Origin of the sequence: Pedobacter sp. GR22-6 (assembly GCF_037402555.1) — a bacterium.
Taxonomy (GTDB): domain Bacteria; phylum Bacteroidota; class Bacteroidia; order Sphingobacteriales; family Sphingobacteriaceae; genus Pedobacter.
Map to the genome: position 1 here is coordinate 201,819 of NZ_JBBEUC010000007.1, position 15,889 is coordinate 217,707.

General features: G+C 38.4%; 8 protein-coding genes. 2 read left to right on the forward strand and 6 right to left on the reverse strand.

Going from position 1 to position 15,889, the window contains the following annotated elements:
- Positions 1-17 precede the first annotated feature (17 nt).
- From WAE59_RS24795 to WAE59_RS24820, 6 genes are all read right to left on the reverse strand, one after another.
- Complete coding sequence (locus tag WAE59_RS24795; protein ID WP_337858704.1) at positions 18-2,843, reverse strand: TonB-dependent receptor; 2,826 nt, start codon at positions 2,841-2,843, stop codon at positions 18-20.
- Entirely contained in the window at positions 2,843-3,973 is a 1,131-nt protein-coding gene (locus tag WAE59_RS24800; protein WP_337858705.1) for a 6-bladed beta-propeller, read from the reverse strand. The genes WAE59_RS24795 and WAE59_RS24800 overlap by 1 nt, the downstream gene beginning before the upstream one ends.
- An 88-nt stretch (positions 3,974-4,061) precedes the next feature.
- Entirely contained in the window at positions 4,062-4,661 is a 600-nt protein-coding gene (locus tag WAE59_RS24805) for a hypothetical protein (protein ID WP_337858706.1), read from the reverse strand.
- Entirely contained in the window at positions 4,642-5,853 is a 1,212-nt protein-coding gene (locus WAE59_RS24810; protein WP_337858707.1) for a 6-bladed beta-propeller, read from the reverse strand. Before WAE59_RS24810 ends, WAE59_RS24805 begins: the two co-directional genes overlap by 20 nt.
- 31 nt (positions 5,854-5,884) lie before the next feature.
- Positions 5,885-6,445: a hypothetical protein gene (locus WAE59_RS24815; protein ID WP_337858708.1), complete on the reverse strand. Its 561-nt coding sequence runs from the start codon at positions 6,443-6,445 to the stop codon at positions 5,885-5,887.
- Between the two features lie 2,001 nt (positions 6,446-8,446).
- The gene (locus tag WAE59_RS24820; protein WP_337858709.1) at positions 8,447-9,109 is read right to left on the reverse strand and encodes a class I SAM-dependent methyltransferase; all 663 of its coding nucleotides are present in this window, start codon (positions 9,107-9,109) and stop codon (positions 8,447-8,449) included.
- A 1,998-nt stretch (positions 9,110-11,107) separates the two neighbouring features.
- On the opposite strand from WAE59_RS24820, the gene WAE59_RS24825 reads away from it, so the two are divergent.
- Both WAE59_RS24825 and WAE59_RS24830 read left to right on the forward strand, forming a co-directional pair.
- On the forward strand, positions 11,108-12,244 hold the full coding sequence (locus WAE59_RS24825; RefSeq protein WP_337858710.1) for a FecR family protein: 1,137 nt from the start codon (positions 11,108-11,110) through the stop codon (positions 12,242-12,244).
- A gap of 121 nt (positions 12,245-12,365) precedes the next feature.
- Positions 12,366-15,887, forward strand: coding sequence for a SusC/RagA family TonB-linked outer membrane protein (locus tag WAE59_RS24830; RefSeq protein ID WP_337858711.1), 3,522 nt, complete (start codon positions 12,366-12,368; stop codon positions 15,885-15,887).
- The last annotated feature ends 2 nt before the right edge of the window (positions 15,888-15,889 follow it).

Sequence of the window (15,889 nt, forward strand, 5' to 3'; positions counted from 1 at the left end):
GATTAGTTTGCTATAGTTTATTTGTTAGCTTTCTTATTAGCTTTAGAACTGCCAAACTTTCTTGGGTAATACGCAATTGCCAGCAGAAAATAATTCTGCAGTACATTCACTTGCCCAACCGTTATATTGTTATTAGTTCCATAATTAACGATATTCGTATTTTGCCTCAATAGATCGAGTGCAGAAAATTTTAATTCAGCCTGGTTTGTCTTCAAAAAGCGATACAATAGTGTAGAATTCCAAATCGTGAAGCTTTTTGGATCAGGCTGCGACGTTGATGATGTCCTATTGAGAGATGCGTTACTACTAAGAGTTAATGTTTTTACAACATTGATACTAAAACTCAATATGTGCTTTATTGTGTTGTTCCGATATCGATTATCTAGTGAAGGGCCTTTAAGCTTTGATAAGTATTGTGAATATTCACCGGAATAGCTGAATGCAAGGAAATCTCTTACGGTATACAATGCACTCAAAGAACTGTTGGAGTAAATGCTAGATGTCATGCACAAAGCTCCGTTAGAGTAATACGGATTGTCTGCAATTGTAAAGGATGTTTTTCCACTAAGCTGAAGTTGGTTATCCTTGTATTTGAAAGCCTTGTAAACTTCGCCATTAGTTATGAAATATTTGGCTCCCTCAACGTTTGTGAGGTAGCCTAGAGCTCGCCCTGCATTATCATAGTTTGTGCTATCTGCAATGTTATCCTTTGTGAAACCGGTTTTGAGTGTAAGAGAATAGGTATCAATAAAATTTCGCAAATGAAAGCTAGTATAATCCAAGTTAAGAATTACCTCCTCAGTTATGGAAGGTCGCAACCCCATATTTCCTAAATATTGATAGTATCGGTTTACATCATCAGGTAACGGAGCTCGCTGGTCTAGAGTCGGGAATACGGTGAATTTCTTATACTCAAGCCTAGCTGTTGAATGGTGATCCCCGTATTGATCATTTGCATAATAAAGACTGCCGTTTGGAAGGTAATTTCCGTAGGTCTTATCAAAAATCTGGGTATTAATTGTCGAAGTAGAGTTTTGACGAAAAGACTGGTAAACCAAAGCGCCATATACGTAAAGAGATTTGCGATATCTATTTACAAGTTCTTTAATGAATAGTTTATTAAAAGCAAGTTTTGGGGATATTTCGAGGTATTTATATTGATTTATTACCGATAGCTGGTCGTTGCGCGTTACAGTATTGGTTAACGAATCTGCGTCACTTACCTGGTTATCCCGATTTTTATGTTCGAACTTAATTAAGCTTTCCATCTCGAGATTTATTCCCAGCAAGTTAACTTTATTCAAAAAAAGCTTTTTAGGATCAATTGACGCCTTTACCTCATTATAATAATCAACATTTGAGTTTTTATAATGTCTATTAACATAAGAATTGCCTGACGGAAACTGAAGGTCAGTAAATTTACTTTGATTGGTTTGATTCTCCATCAAATTATAAATGGATGATGTGTAATCAAGTTTGTAATAACCACGGTTAAAACCGGTTTTTATCAGAAAATATTTATCATTTTTATCTTGGTATAAGTCTCCAGTCTGAATACTTCTAGTTGACGTCAGGTTCTCGGAAGATTTACTTTCAAAGGTCGACCTTGTGGAGCTACGACTTAAATTGAGCTTAGGACTGAAATAAAAATCATATTGATCATTTTTTTTATTGTAATTTGAGGAAAGGTTTTTATTTATTTGTCGATAAGACCCAGAATTTTTATAATCCTGGATTAGTTGTTGACTCTCCGTCACGGCAATTAATGTCTTCGTTATTTTCTCTAATTCCCTGGTCTGATCGTTTAAAAAAATGCTGCCATCCAATCTGTTTTTATTTGTTGGAGTCGGAAGATCAATAAAATCATGCTGATAATTTATACCTACCGTATTAGACATGTGCTGACCTTCTATAGAAAAGTCCGGCTGAAACTCAATATTGACACCCACTCCCTTGAAAGAGCTATTATTAATCATCGCATTAACATCTTTAGCTAACACATTTGTATTATTACTCGATCCGGCTAGACTCAGTTGCGATCGTGTGTTAAATAGACTTAACATTCCTTCCCCATTACGCCTATTTCTAGTTCCGTACCCTCCCCCCAGTTTCCCAAATACTCCGACTTTTTTATTATTTTTCAGTTTTATATTTAAATTCAAAAGAGAATCAAGAGGGCTTGCATTGGTGTTTCTGTCTGTGTAAACTTGGATTTTTTCCACAGCGTCTTTTGGTAGGTTGTGCGTTGCAACCTTTGTCTGGCCTCCGAAGAACGGCTTACCTTCAACGAGCACATTTTTCACTGTTCGACCGTTAATTGTGATTTTTCCGTCTCCCCAAATTATTATTCCTGGCAGCTTGCGCAATAGGTCCTCTACAACAGCATTTTTGTCCAGTTTAAAAGCATCTGCATTAAACTCTAATGTATCGCCATTCATTTCAACTGGTGGTTTATAGTTAGTGATCGCAACTTCGCCCAGTGTTATGCTTCTCTGCCTTAATTTGACTTCTTTTAAATCAAAAAGCTTTGCCCCTTTTCCATCAATAATAAAATTAACGGTTTTCGGATGATAACCGACATAACTTACGGTAAGTCTTAAAGGCACATCAACCAGCAATTTTCCTATTCTAAAATTACCGGCATTATTTGTTAACAGATAAGTCACAAGAGCTGAATCAGATCTCTTATAAATAGATATTGTAGCAGCTTGAATTGGATGCAAATCTGAAGAGTCGCGAACAACTCCTATAATTTGCCCAGACAAATCTTTGCCTGGAACTTGCGCCATCGCTTGAACGACTGAGCAACAACAAATAAAGAGCATTAAAACCGATTTGAACATTAGTACAAATGCTTAGGACGTAACCTGACTATTACCGGATTGTCAGTGCGACTTCCTTTATTGAATAGGGTAACTAAGAGCGGGGCATATTCCTGTTTCTTATTATCTCGTGACTCGTAGGCCTTAAATAAAGCGGCGGGGGGGATCGAGCAATAAATGCATGCTGTATCTACTGTAAGAAAATTCCTATTCATAAACTCGGTACCCGATGTAAAGTCTGTGATTGGAAGAAAACTTGTCAACTGATCCCCTGAAATACTGCCAGTGCTAACTACGTTCCCAGTTTCAAGATTATATATGTATGAGTCATGAATTGAGGAGTTATAATCATTGAGCTTGAAAAAAAAGCTATTCTTCAATGTATATGTAAACGACAACCCGTTAACTTTTTCAATATTTCCTTCAAAGAAACTTCTCAAGGTTCCCTGCTTATAGTGTCCTGAGGTGAGGAGGCTATCAGGAAATGTCAAAGACATCGGCAGCACCAATTGATAAACTTTCTTGACTCCACTTGGTGTGATTTGAAATACTCCATAATCATATGGTTTACAATAAAAGGCAATGGAATCTGCAGAAGTATCATAGAACGGTTGATGATTTACGGAAAGCCAGTCAAAGTTTCGAACTACATTATTTTTCATGTTGTACGGTAAAAATTCCGCTCGACGGATTCCATCCTGAACAATATATAGTTCGTGATTAACTGTATCAGGTAAGTGTTCATTACTTACGCGATAATCATAATACACGGTTGTGTTCTTCGTCAAAAAATAAGGCACACCAATGTGCGGTGTAGGCAGATTACTTAGAAGTTCACCTTCCAAACTATACGCCAGAAGATTGGATCCCTTCGGTACCATTATACGCTCCCTCGGACGATCAAAGTAGATTTTTGGACCACTATACGGATCTTTCAGTATCTTCCGAAGAAACCTCCCGTTATTGAGGAAAATCAAGATAGCACTTGTAGTTTGATCAAAGATAATAAAGTATTTATCTGTACAATAAAGTTGCGAAATAGTGCCAAAAGCACTTTCCTTGGTCGTTTCTAAAGGTATGTATGTCACCTGGTCGAAGATATCCGAAGCGGGTAAACCTCCTGCCATGGCTGGATCAAATCTGATTTCCATTGGAGTTGCCTGAGACTTGACTTCCGTAGGCAAAGTTGCGAATAAGAGCAATAGTATACAGTTAAAGATCTGACGCATGTTCTATTTATTAGTTAGAGATTTGGATAACGTTACTGTGATCATTAACAAACTGACCTGTGTAGACCTTCCTGTTTTTAATCGATTTCACGTAGCCTTCAATTTTACGGATGTAGGTAACTGTCAGGTCTGGATAATTATTATCATGAGTATATTTTAAAACGTTGACACCTCGAGCCTGAACGAAAAAAAACGGTGAATTAGATTGAAAAAAATGATCGTTTTTGACAAACTTAATTTCAGCACCTTTAATATCAAGTTGTCCTACACCATTCTTAAACTGATCATCAATAAAGAAAATCAGATCCGATAATTCGAATTTCTTCTTTACAAATGCTATTGTTTCCATATTGCATTTCCCACAGGTCAAAAGGTTCAAATAGACTCCAACTTTTATTTCTTTTAGTCCACTTTCAAGGTCGAGATCAAGTGCCTGCTTGTAGGTCGCAAGCATATACGAACTACGTTTAGTTAAGGCCGTATTTTTCGATGCCAATTGGCGTTCACTTTTGTTCTTTTGTAACAATGTATAGCACAAATAAAAGTTAACGGCCAGTAGACCGACCACGCATATTGGCATAAGGAACTTGTTAAATGACATTTTTTTCATCGGTATAAAATAATAAGGTGGAAAATTCTGTGGGCTCGACGTCATAATTAGCATTCAACATTTCTTTATCCTCGGCATTTAGAGTTAGTGGATTTATCATGAAAAACATTTTACCATTACTTATACCCACAGGATTGGATAATAACGGCTGCTTCGTTACCGCACTGATTCCGGATAATTTCATTTTTCCGTCTATCATTGAGCATATGACAGAATATTGATCCGAAAACCCAAATGTGTAGTACGATGAAATAAACGATATGTGGCTATCACCAATTTGTAACCGTGTTTTGTAGCCTGGATAAAGCTGCTTAGATGTATAAACTTCATCGTCAAACTCTTTTCTATTTGTTATGGTTTTTAGGTGATCATAAGGAAGCTTTTCAAGCCCATAATTCAGATAGATAGCTGGCTGAACATCTTTTCCCTCAATTCTGTATATGATATCACTAAAACCATAATTGAAGTAAAGTTCACCTCTGGAATTTGTATGGAAGTTGTCATTAGAATTTAAACGATCATAAAAATTTTCCGACTCACAATAGGATTCTTTTATAGACTGCAAATCCTCTGAAAGAAGAAGTAGATTGGACTTATTCCGAGTGAAAGTAAATAGACTGCGCTTAATGTTGGATTCAAAGCAGCCATAAACCCAATATCCATCTTTCGTTTTGTGCATGGTTAAAAAATCATACTTACTGCTGATCTCCCGTTTTAAGGTTCCCTCCAAGTCATATATTTTTAGCTTTCGTTCCGGGAGCGAAAAAATTTCAACTTCGTTTGTCTCTTCATAGAAGTTTACATCATTTATTACTGGTTTTTCGCCCAAGCTACTTTTCGGTGTCCCGATATCACGTAAATGCTTTCCTCTGTGGTCAAACACTGAAACCCTCGAACTATATTTATCAAATATTATTATATACTTATCAGTTGAATAGAGTTTGTCGATATAGGAAATACGTTCATTTGGAATAGATAGATTAATGAGGGAAAGGCCTTTAATAAATTTCACTTTACCTTGACCGACGGAGTCAATATCAAATGTTAACGGGTTGATTTTGAAGTTAGACTTTCTTTGGCACCCTGTTACAGCAGTTATGAGTAGTAAACCACAAATCAAGGTGAAAAATTTAGTTGAACATTCTTTAATGTTGTAATACTTAGCAGTCAGGGAGTCACGCATTGCTTTCATCTAATTATTTATTTGATTAATAAAATGGGCGTTAGCAAGTAGGAAAATCACATCTATCAGTTCCGCCTCGGCTACAGCACTTTAGGGTGAAGGTAGAGGTAAATGTGATCGTCCGGGTTATAGTACTGCCATTTCCGCTTGGATTGCCAATTGTGAACCCTTGTCCAAATAATGAGGCATTGAAGGCCCATGTCGTGCCGCCGTCCTTGGAGATATCTTGAATAGTTTGTCCAGCTGACATTGTTACGGGAAGATAGTAGTAGTATAGACCGGTCCCAAAAGGATTGCCAGATCCCCAGGAAGAAGGAGGAGGTGGCATGTTTGGATAGGCATTTGATCCACCTGCGGTACTTGAAGTCGTACTGGTAACAGTACTCGATGTTGCACTACTGGTAGCACTTGAAGTAGCACTACTTGTGGCACTACTTGTGGTGCTCGAAGTCGTACTGGAAGCTGTCTGGGCGAAAACATCTGAAATGGCACTAAGCTGAAAATTTGATTCAGCTTCCGTGTCCATCACGACATTGATGTTCAGAAAAAACATTGCGGCTGCGAATACAACTACAGATATTTTAATTAGGTTTTTTTTCATAACATTGGGTTTAAATTAAATTATTATGTAATTAAGCACTACGTGCTCCTTGATGCTAATGAGGAAAAATTATGAGCTTAACAGAACTTTAAAATTATTATTTGAATTAATGGTTTGCCTGTGCTAAAAACTGATTCTCCAAGACAAATAATAGCAATTCGATATTCATACAGCAGACATTTCAGTCCTGTCCAAAGTTCAAACCTGACTTAGGTGGTCGAAGAAGATACGAGTATATTAACTGTAAGGGAACTGAGCAAATTTAATTTCCAGTGGGAGTTAGCTAAATCATGGACTAGCGTCAAATGAGTAAGTTTTCATATAATAGGGTTATAATTGGTGATTATGTAATTGTTAGAGCTGCAATATTTGAATAGTTTAAATTTAACTAAAACCATCGTTCAAGTCTTCCTAGATTCTACCATGTATTTACTCGTTTCTACCCAACTTAAAAAATACTAAAACAGCAATCTAATCGGTGATACAGATTAGCGATAGCCTTTAGCCTACGCTTGTGATCACAAAGCCGTAGGAATTTATATCAGGAAAACTCGCTAAAACCTTCAATTAATATAATTCTCATAAGTTATCTATCAACCTGTCTTACTTCGTTGCAAACTTAAAGACTGAGCTATGCTCGCATAAATGTTCAATCGACTTATAATCAGAAACAATGGTAAAGGTAACATCCAAACCACCCGAGCTTGGTAACGAGGGAATACGCCCGAAAACGTCCCACATATCCAAGCGTTGATTAACATCCCCATTAATATGTAAAAAAGTATTAAGTTATCGGTGCTGCGTATTTTAGTGAATAAAAATATTAATACGTAGCAGGACAAAATGACACCAATGATGAGACTCTGCAGGTAATGCATGAGGGCAACATGTAGTTTGAAATTAGTTTCTTTAGTACTCATGTGCAATGGATACTCCTGAGGGAAATGTAATCGTATGGCGCTGTTTATCCGCTCACTAGGCTTCCATATATCGACGAAATCAAAATTAAAAAATTGCTTGAAAGTGTAAATAGTAGATTGATATATTACCATTTTAAGATAGGGTGGCGTTGAGATAATTTCCTTAATAATAGCGGAGTATTCAACGCGATTAACCTCCCACCCGCCAGTTTTTTTAATAGGGCTATTGTAGTCCCAAAGGAAATTATTAGGTAATGAATCTTTGTACTTACATAATTTATAGGAGTGCTGGTCACAATTATCATCCAAATATATATCAACAACCCCCATTTCTATAAAATTGCTCAAAATAAAAACACTACCACCTCTGGTAGTCTTAAAGTGGCCGTCGTTTAGATAGTGAACAGCGCCCATAAAGAAATAACTAAATAGAATCAAAAAAAAACAATAGAGGCCTTTTGAGTGCTTCAAACCTAATTTATAATAAAGTGTTCTCACTACTGGGACGAAAAATAAAGCGTAAACAATCATTACTAAAAGTAGACAAATATAGAAGTGGGAGTTATGAACGCTTATACTAAGCACAACTAACAGAGAATTGATAACTGCGTCACGCTTCGTAATATTTCCAGCAAAAAGCAACAACCCAAGGGATAATATAGACACTGAGGTGAAAACATCTGGCATAATCCAACTCACCTCAAACGAAGCACTTGTACCAAATGAGATCGTTGCCATGAACAGTAAGTAGGTGAGGTGAAATTTTCCAGTCGCGAAGTATTTAAAATAGTACCATAATACTAATGATACTATCAAGGCTTGTACAAAAACTACAAGCCAAAGAGACCTAGCTAAACTCGAAACCAAGATAAATAAACCGTACAACTTAGGCCGGTCCGGAGCAACCCAGTTGTCGAATGCATTCTCTATATACATGCCGGAATCGTTATTAAAAACAAGGGGATAACCGTTGTAAATAGCGAGAAAACATAGCATTAATGTTGAAATAAGTAAGCATAAAATTGCACTCACCTTTTTTGATATACACACGCTGATATTCTTGAATAGTATCATGTGCGACTCAATCAATTTGTTCGCGCTCTAAAACTGCTATAAATTGCCATTCAGGCTTTGTAATTCGTGCAATCAATGGTAATGTTTTGTACAGGTTTATGCCAATTTGCATGCTGAGTATTTTGAATCCACATTCTTTACATAGCTTTTCAAATGATTCTTTCGAAAAATAGCGCTTTGGAACATTTACGTCGTAGGCCCAATTACCATAGAAATCCATCAGTTGTAGAAGCGTTCTTGAAACAAGCCCGTACTCTAAATGATCTTTGACAATGATATAAGGTGTTATCCTTCTCGCCTCATTCAAAGTGCCCGTAATATCTGTACAGTGATGTAGTACATCTACTAATATTGCAGCATCGAAAGAGTTTTGTTCGTAGGGTATTTGAACCCCGTCATATTGCAAATAATTATCCCAGTTGATATCAATTCGATTTTCAGGTTTTGGGAATACATCGATGCATTTGAAATTAATCTGGCTGGCCTTCTGCGATATAAGGCTAGAAATCTTCATGTCACCGCATCCAATATCTAAGCAATTCCAAAGAGAATGATTACTGAGTGATGACATATTAGTGGCTAGAATATCAGAAAGGATTTCTATTCTTTTCCTATGAGATACTTCTTGATGAGACTTTCGCAGATAAGCTTTTAATGATGACTTTTTCATATGTTCGTTTTTTAATAGAATGACTTTTTGCTTATCAACCTACCCACAAATCATTCAAGAATGAATGATAAAATTTAAGGAAGATGACGATGTTTGTAATATAGAAGGTACCGAGGATTAGTTTAGAAAATGGTATGCCTACCTTTCTGGGGAGTAGAAAGGATGGGAGAAATACGATGAAAAATAACACATAATAGAATAAGTGATATGGATATTGAAATAATGACGTCAATAAGATTCCGCCAATCAAAATTATAATCATGGCCTTCCTGTCTATTGAATCAGGTCTATGCTGGAATAACCAAATCAAAAAACAAACAACAAAGGGTGTGCAAAAAATATGCCTGTTCATGCTCCATATCTTAGTCCTCTGATCAACTGCATCAGTAAAAAAGCTGTCTAGAAATGCGATGGCTGCAAGATATAACATAGAAAATACAACTTCGCGTGGGAGTCTCATGGTCAACATTGACGTTGAGGATTTAAAATGTGGCAAAAAGGCGGCAATAATCCACCTGAACAGAAAAAACATTGCGCAAATCCCAATAACTAGCGCAATCGAATCCACGCCTAGCACTCTCTCCGGAGACGCTGTAGTGAAAGGAAGCTGCGGCATTTCGAAATGCCGGCCCCAAAGTTTTTGAATTTTCAAGAAATAGAACCAGTGCCCGGTTTGTAAAAACTGCATACAAGATACGGCAGAAATACTGATCAAGCAGGCAGATGAGTATAAAACGGAACGTTTTATAAATACGGAAAGCTGAACATTAATACGATTGCTGCGATAATTAATATATTCAGTCAAAATTATCGCAGGTATGAAAAATGTGGACACGGAGCGAGTTAATCCACATCCTAATAACCCGAGAAAAATAAGATAATTATTGTTTTTTTGGTACCCGGTAATCAAAATAACTCCAAACAAAAAAAATAATGATTCAGAATAAGGGAGAGCGAAAAATATGAAGCTTGGCATCGAACAAATCAAAATCAGGTACGACCAATGATATTTAAATTTACGCATCAAAAAACTATACGAAATACAGAAAATCATCAGATTCAAGATAGTGATACCTAGAGAATTCAGGTTGCTAATCGACCAGAAAACTGGAAACAATGGAAAATATGCCATGTTACACATCTTGTTCGCAATGAACTCATAGCCCCCTGTTCGCATATCATTATACCAATAGGCATCGCATAGGTCAAGATTAGCATGCAGAGGAGACAGTGCTAGAAATTTAAATTGATGCAAGAGGAAGAAGATCATACACACTAAAGCGTAGTGGAGAAAAGTAAGTAACGCAGATTGCTTCATTATCATAAGTTAAAGTAATAGGTCATGATTTCTGTCAAAGTTCATCGGGAGCGACAACGGGTTTATTTGCGTGCCAAGACTTTCATTTGACGTTTTTTAATTTCTGCTAAACCGAGGAAAGCCTCGGCAGATTTCAAATCTGAATCTGGCCACCACAGACTCAGTATCTAAATGTATTATGACACGTCGGAAAGTCGTGAACATAGGTAAATGTGTAAATCACATAATAATTTACTCCCGCAACTGAGTTACTGTAGATGAACCAAATAAGTTCTTTCTGATTGTTTTTTCATACGGTTATTCTTGGTTAAAAATTGTGAAATGATTATTTCTGGTTATTTTTAAAATTATCATATTTCTATCTATAAGTTGAATTCAATCCTACCAACTCCTTCTTAATTTTTACCTAACTTTCGAGAGGTCGTAATTCAAAAGTCCCAATTTGTATGACGAACTAAAATCCAACAGACGCGGAAAATCTCGGCTCGTGACCACCCTAAAGTGACAATAACCATATCCCTCACCCTGAGATGTCCGCAGTTAATCTATCAAAATCATTGTGGCTGCAGACATGGCGAACATTTCCACCAGGTGAGAAAGTAGAATCTTTTTAAGTTTCATCTAGGTAAATAGATTCTTTTCACTGTCATCATAACAAATCCGTTAACTGAATAGGAATAATGACAGATGAAGAGGCTAAGCTTTTAATTAAAAAATATAATGCGGGGGAATGCACTGAAGAAGAGGTTGCATTGCTGGATGACTGGTATATGCAGCTCCAGCACGAGAGTGTTGGGGACTGGCAGGAGAAGGTTGAGCGGATTTCCGCTGTGGTGAAGGCTAGGCTTGAACAGATGCTGGAGGATGAAAGAGGTGCGGATCGTAGTAGAAAGGTGGGCTTTTTGCAGCGGCTCCCCAGATTGGATTCCTGGCTGATTGCTTCAGCAGCTGCTTTAGCAATTGCCGCTGCTGGATACCTGATTAGCAGGAACGATTTGCTGAATCGAGATTCTAAACCAATGACTGCTACTGTTATTCAGCCGGGAAGCAATAAAGCCAGCTTAGTGCTAGCGGATGGGAGCACGATTGTTTTGGATGGTAGGAAAACTGGAATTGTGGCTAGTGGGGAAGATATAAGTTATCTTGATGGCTCTAAGGTGAGCGCTGGCGCTGCTTCATCTTCCCCGCTGCCTGGTTTGCAGGTATTGCGGGTTCCAAGAGGCGGTCAGTTTAATCTCGTATTGCCGGATGGTACTGAGGTCTGGCTCAATGCGGAATCGAGCCTTAAATTCCCCTCTTCTTTTGCCGGGGTTTTGAAACGCGAGGTTGAGCTTTCAGGTGAGGCTTTTTTTAAGGTGAAGCCGGATAAGAAGCATCCTTTTGTAGTGCGTTCAGGTGGGCAGATGACTCAGGTTTTTGGGACAAGTTTTAACATCAGCTGTTATGCGAATGAGCCGGTTATCACTACGCTGGTTGAGGGTTCTGTTAGTCTGAATATGGGGAAAATTCTTAGGCCGGGTGAACAATCTCATTTTGAGAGGGATGAGTTTGTGATCAGGCAGGTGGATACTGATATGGCTGTTGCCTGGACAAAGGGGGAGTTTATTTTCAGAAAAGAGCCTTTAGGGAATATTTTGGCGCAGATCTCCAGGTGGTATGATGTGTCTTTCGTTTATGGTGATCCGGAGGTTAAACGTCAAATTTTTGGGGGTGCTATATCAAGGTCTGATCAGATCATCGAGGTTTTAAGTATGCTGGAGCGTACTGGCGATGTAAAATTCAAGATTGAAGGAAGGAGGATTGCGGTGACGAAATAAAGGTAATAGCTTCAATCCGAATTAGATGGCAAAATTCAGGAGTGCTTGGGGGCACTCCTGGCGATCGGTTCGGATTGTAAAAAATTTGGATATCATACTATAACTAAACCAATCGATTCAAATGTATAAAATTTATACCAAAAATTTGGGTGAATGCTTAAGGCATGCGCTATTCCCGACGGGATTTGTGCGAATAACCACCGTATTGATCGTCGTTCTACTAAGTTGTTTAAGTACGAAGCTGGCTGCGCAGAAGCTGGATTATATTAATAACAGGATTAGTATTGCTCAGCTTTTCAAGGAAATCAAAAAACAAACTGGTTACAGGGTGACCTGGAATGAAGCGAAATTAGATGGTGACAAACTGATCGCCGCAAATTTTAAGGACTCTCCCATTCCCGAAGTAATGAGGGTAGTACTATCAGGTACGGAGCTGGAATATAGTATTGTCAATAAAACGATCGTGATTAAAGATAAGCTTGCGCAAAAGCGCCTGGCAAATCCATCTAAGCAGATTGAAATTAGTGGACGTGTGTTAGATACTGCTGGTGTTCCACTGTCAGGGGCAAACGTGACGATAGATAATACATCTTTTGGGACTGTAACAGATGAACAAGGAAACTTCAGATTGATGTCAGATGTTTCTGAAGGCGTTTTAATGGTAAAGTATGTTGGTTACGAAAGTACTTCAATTATATTTAACCCTGGAAACCTGGGGCCATTTACGATTACGCTTAAAGCAGGCTTTGATCTCCTTTCAGAGGTGGCTATAGTAAGCACTGGATACCAGGAAATCCCAAAAGAAAGAACTACCGGATCTTTTACTGTTATCGACAATAAGCTATTAAACCGGACGGTATCCCCGGATCTAATAAGCCGCTTAAAAGGAGTGACAAATGGTCTTTTGTTAGATAACAGCACGGGCAATTCAACTCGTCTTAGCATCCGCGGGCGAAGTACAATTTTCTCGAATACCACGCCTTTAATTGTGGTTGATAATTTTCCTTTCGAGGGTGATTTAAATGCAATCAATCCTGATAATATTGAAAATATCACCATACTTAAGGATGCCGCAGCCGCGTCTATTTGGGGCGTTCGTGCCGGAAATGGTGTGATTGTAATTACTACAAAAAGAGGCCTATTGAATGCTAAAGCTTTGGTCAGTGTAAAAACCGATGTGACTATTGGTGAAAAACCGGATCTGTATCATCAGCCCCAGTTAAATTCAAGTGATTATATTGACATTGAAAAATTTCTGTTCGAGAGGGGTGCATTCAATTCGACGATCAATAATGGTTACGCAACCATATCTCCAGTAGTTGCACTGCTACAAAAGCTAAAACAAGACCCAAGTTTAGCGAGTCAGGTAAATGGAGAAATTGAGGTTTTCCGAAAGTTGGATTATAGAGAGCAGCGGAGCAGATATTTTATCAGAAGGAGTTTGCAGCAACACTACTCCACTGACATTGCGGGCGGTGGTAAAAATCAGTCTTATTATTTTTCCGTCGGTCTGGATAAAAATAGGCCGAACGCCGTCGCCCAGTCTGACTCGAGGATTACGCTAAAAGGCGCGAATACCTATAAATTTTTGAATGATCGTATTAATTTGACTACAGACCTGAATTTTTCTAAATCCAAGTCTGATAACGCATTCACCTATAACAGGACTGGGTATTTACCTTACGAACAGGTCGCCGATGAGAACGGCAATGCCTTACCAATTGTAATTAATTCTGGTTTACGCTCTTCCTACACAGACACTGCTGGCAGGGGTGCGCTACTCGACTGGAAATATCGTCCACTCGATGAGCTGAAGTACGGAACATCAAACCAGGAGCAAGATCTAACCGATTACAGACTAAATCTTGGTATCAGCTACAGGATTATTAAAGGGCTTACATTTGGGTTGAATTATCAGTTCTATTCTGCTAATACCAAGGCAGAGAATACATACGGCAAGGACTCGTTTTATACCCGGAACCTCATAAACAGCTTTAGTAAGGTCAATTCCAATACAGGTGTAGCTACATTACCAATTCCAACCGGAGATATTTATACTCCTACATTTACGGCCAGAAGGTCGAATTACGGCCGGGCTCAGTTAAACTTCAACTCTACCTGGAACCCAAAACATTCAACCACTGCAATAGCGGGGTATGAGGTTCGGGACGATTCATTTTCTAATAATTCATACACCCTATATGGATATAACGCTGAAACAGCTACTAACATAGCAGTGGATTATGTCACCCAATTCCGAAACTATTATAACACGGGTTTGTCCAGAATTCCCTCAGGTATGGTCCAGTCCGCCACTAAGAACAGATACCTATCATTTTACGCCAATGCCACCTATATTTATGATGAAAAATATACCATTACGGGCAGTTACCGCCGGGACGAATCGAACCTTTTTGGCGTAAAAGCAAATCAAAAAGGCGTACCGTTGTGGTCATTGGGATTAGCCTGGAACCTTCAAAAAGAGAATTTCTTAACTGCAGACTGGTTGTCTGCCCTTCAAATAAAAGCAAGTTACGGATATAACGGAAATGTCAATAACTCAATATCAGCATATCTTACTGCTGTCCCGTCGTTTACAAATCAGTTTACCAATTCACTTTATTACACGATTGTCAACCCTCCCAACGAAAGTTTACGCTGGGAACGGGTGAAAAACATAAACTTAGGTCTATATTTCGCTTTAAAGGAAAATCGAATTTCGGGAAGTGTTGAATATTATGTCAAAGACGGCCTCGATTTGATTGCGACTAGCCCAATCGCTCCACAAACTGGGATATCGACCTTTACAGGCAACACTGCCAACACTCACACCGCAGGAATAGACCTGCAGTTGAATACGAAGAATATAAATCGTTCCTTAAGGTGGGAGACGAATTTCATATTAAACTTCGTCAAGGATAAGATCACTGAATATAAAGCATCGATAGGCAACAATGGAAGCATAGTGAGCTCCAGTACGAATAGTTTGTCTCCCCTGGAACAATACCCAATAAATTCCATTTTCGCTTACAGATGGGCAGGGTTGGACGCTAATGGAAACCCCCAGGGATATTTAGACAATCTCGTCAGCCTGGATTATACCAAAATAAGAGGTTCTCAGGATAGAAACCAGCTTGATTACTTTGGTTCTGCCACTCCAACATCATTTGGTGCGGTGAGGAACACATTTCAATTCAAAAATTTCGAGCTTTCCTTTAATGTGACCTACAAGATGGGTTACTATTTCAAACGACTGTCTGTGAATTATTCTAACCTCTATGTAGCGGGAGGCTCGTTTATTCAACCTGATTACGAGCAGCGTTGGCAAAATCCCGGCGATGAGTTGAAAACAAACGTACCTTCGGCTGTCTACCCCAACAATTCCTCCAGATCTGCATTCTATACAGATGCAGCAATACTGGTTAGCAAAGGAAATCATATCCGGCTTCAGGACATTAATTTCAACTACTCGCTTCAGAAAAGCCAGTTAGGGAAACTGCCCTTCACAAGTTTAAATATTTATAGTTACATCACAAACATCGGTTTGCTTTGGCGTGCTAATGAGCATGGAATAGATCCAGATCAGAGATCAGGATATCTTACCCCAACATCTTTTGCCATTGGCCTGAAAGCATCTTTTTAATT

What these genes read in the sequence shown, in the direction of transcription:
- WAE59_RS24805 (WP_337858706.1), bottom strand. Translation starts at nt 4,661, where the DNA reads ATGAAAAAAATGTCATTTAACAAGTTCCTTATGCCAATATGCGTGGTC.
- WAE59_RS24830 (WP_337858711.1), top strand. Translation starts at nt 12,366, where the DNA reads ATGTATAAAATTTATACCAAAAATTTGGGTGAATGCTTAAGGCATGCG.
- WAE59_RS24820 (WP_337858709.1), bottom strand. Translation starts at nt 9,109, where the DNA reads ATGAAAAAGTCATCATTAAAAGCTTATCTGCGAAAGTCTCATCAAGAA.
- WAE59_RS24815 (WP_337858708.1), bottom strand. Translation starts at nt 6,445, where the DNA reads ATGAAAAAAAACCTAATTAAAATATCTGTAGTTGTATTCGCAGCCGCA.
- WAE59_RS24810 (WP_337858707.1), bottom strand. Translation starts at nt 5,853, where the DNA reads ATGAAAGCAATGCGTGACTCCCTGACTGCTAAGTATTACAACATTAAA.
- WAE59_RS24795 (WP_337858704.1), bottom strand. Translation starts at nt 2,843, where the DNA reads ATGTTCAAATCGGTTTTAATGCTCTTTATTTGTTGTTGCTCAGTCGTT.
- WAE59_RS24800 (WP_337858705.1), bottom strand. Translation starts at nt 3,973, where the DNA reads ATGGAAATCAGATTTGATCCAGCCATGGCAGGAGGTTTACCCGCTTCG.
- WAE59_RS24825 (WP_337858710.1), top strand. Translation starts at nt 11,108, where the DNA reads ATGACAGATGAAGAGGCTAAGCTTTTAATTAAAAAATATAATGCGGGG.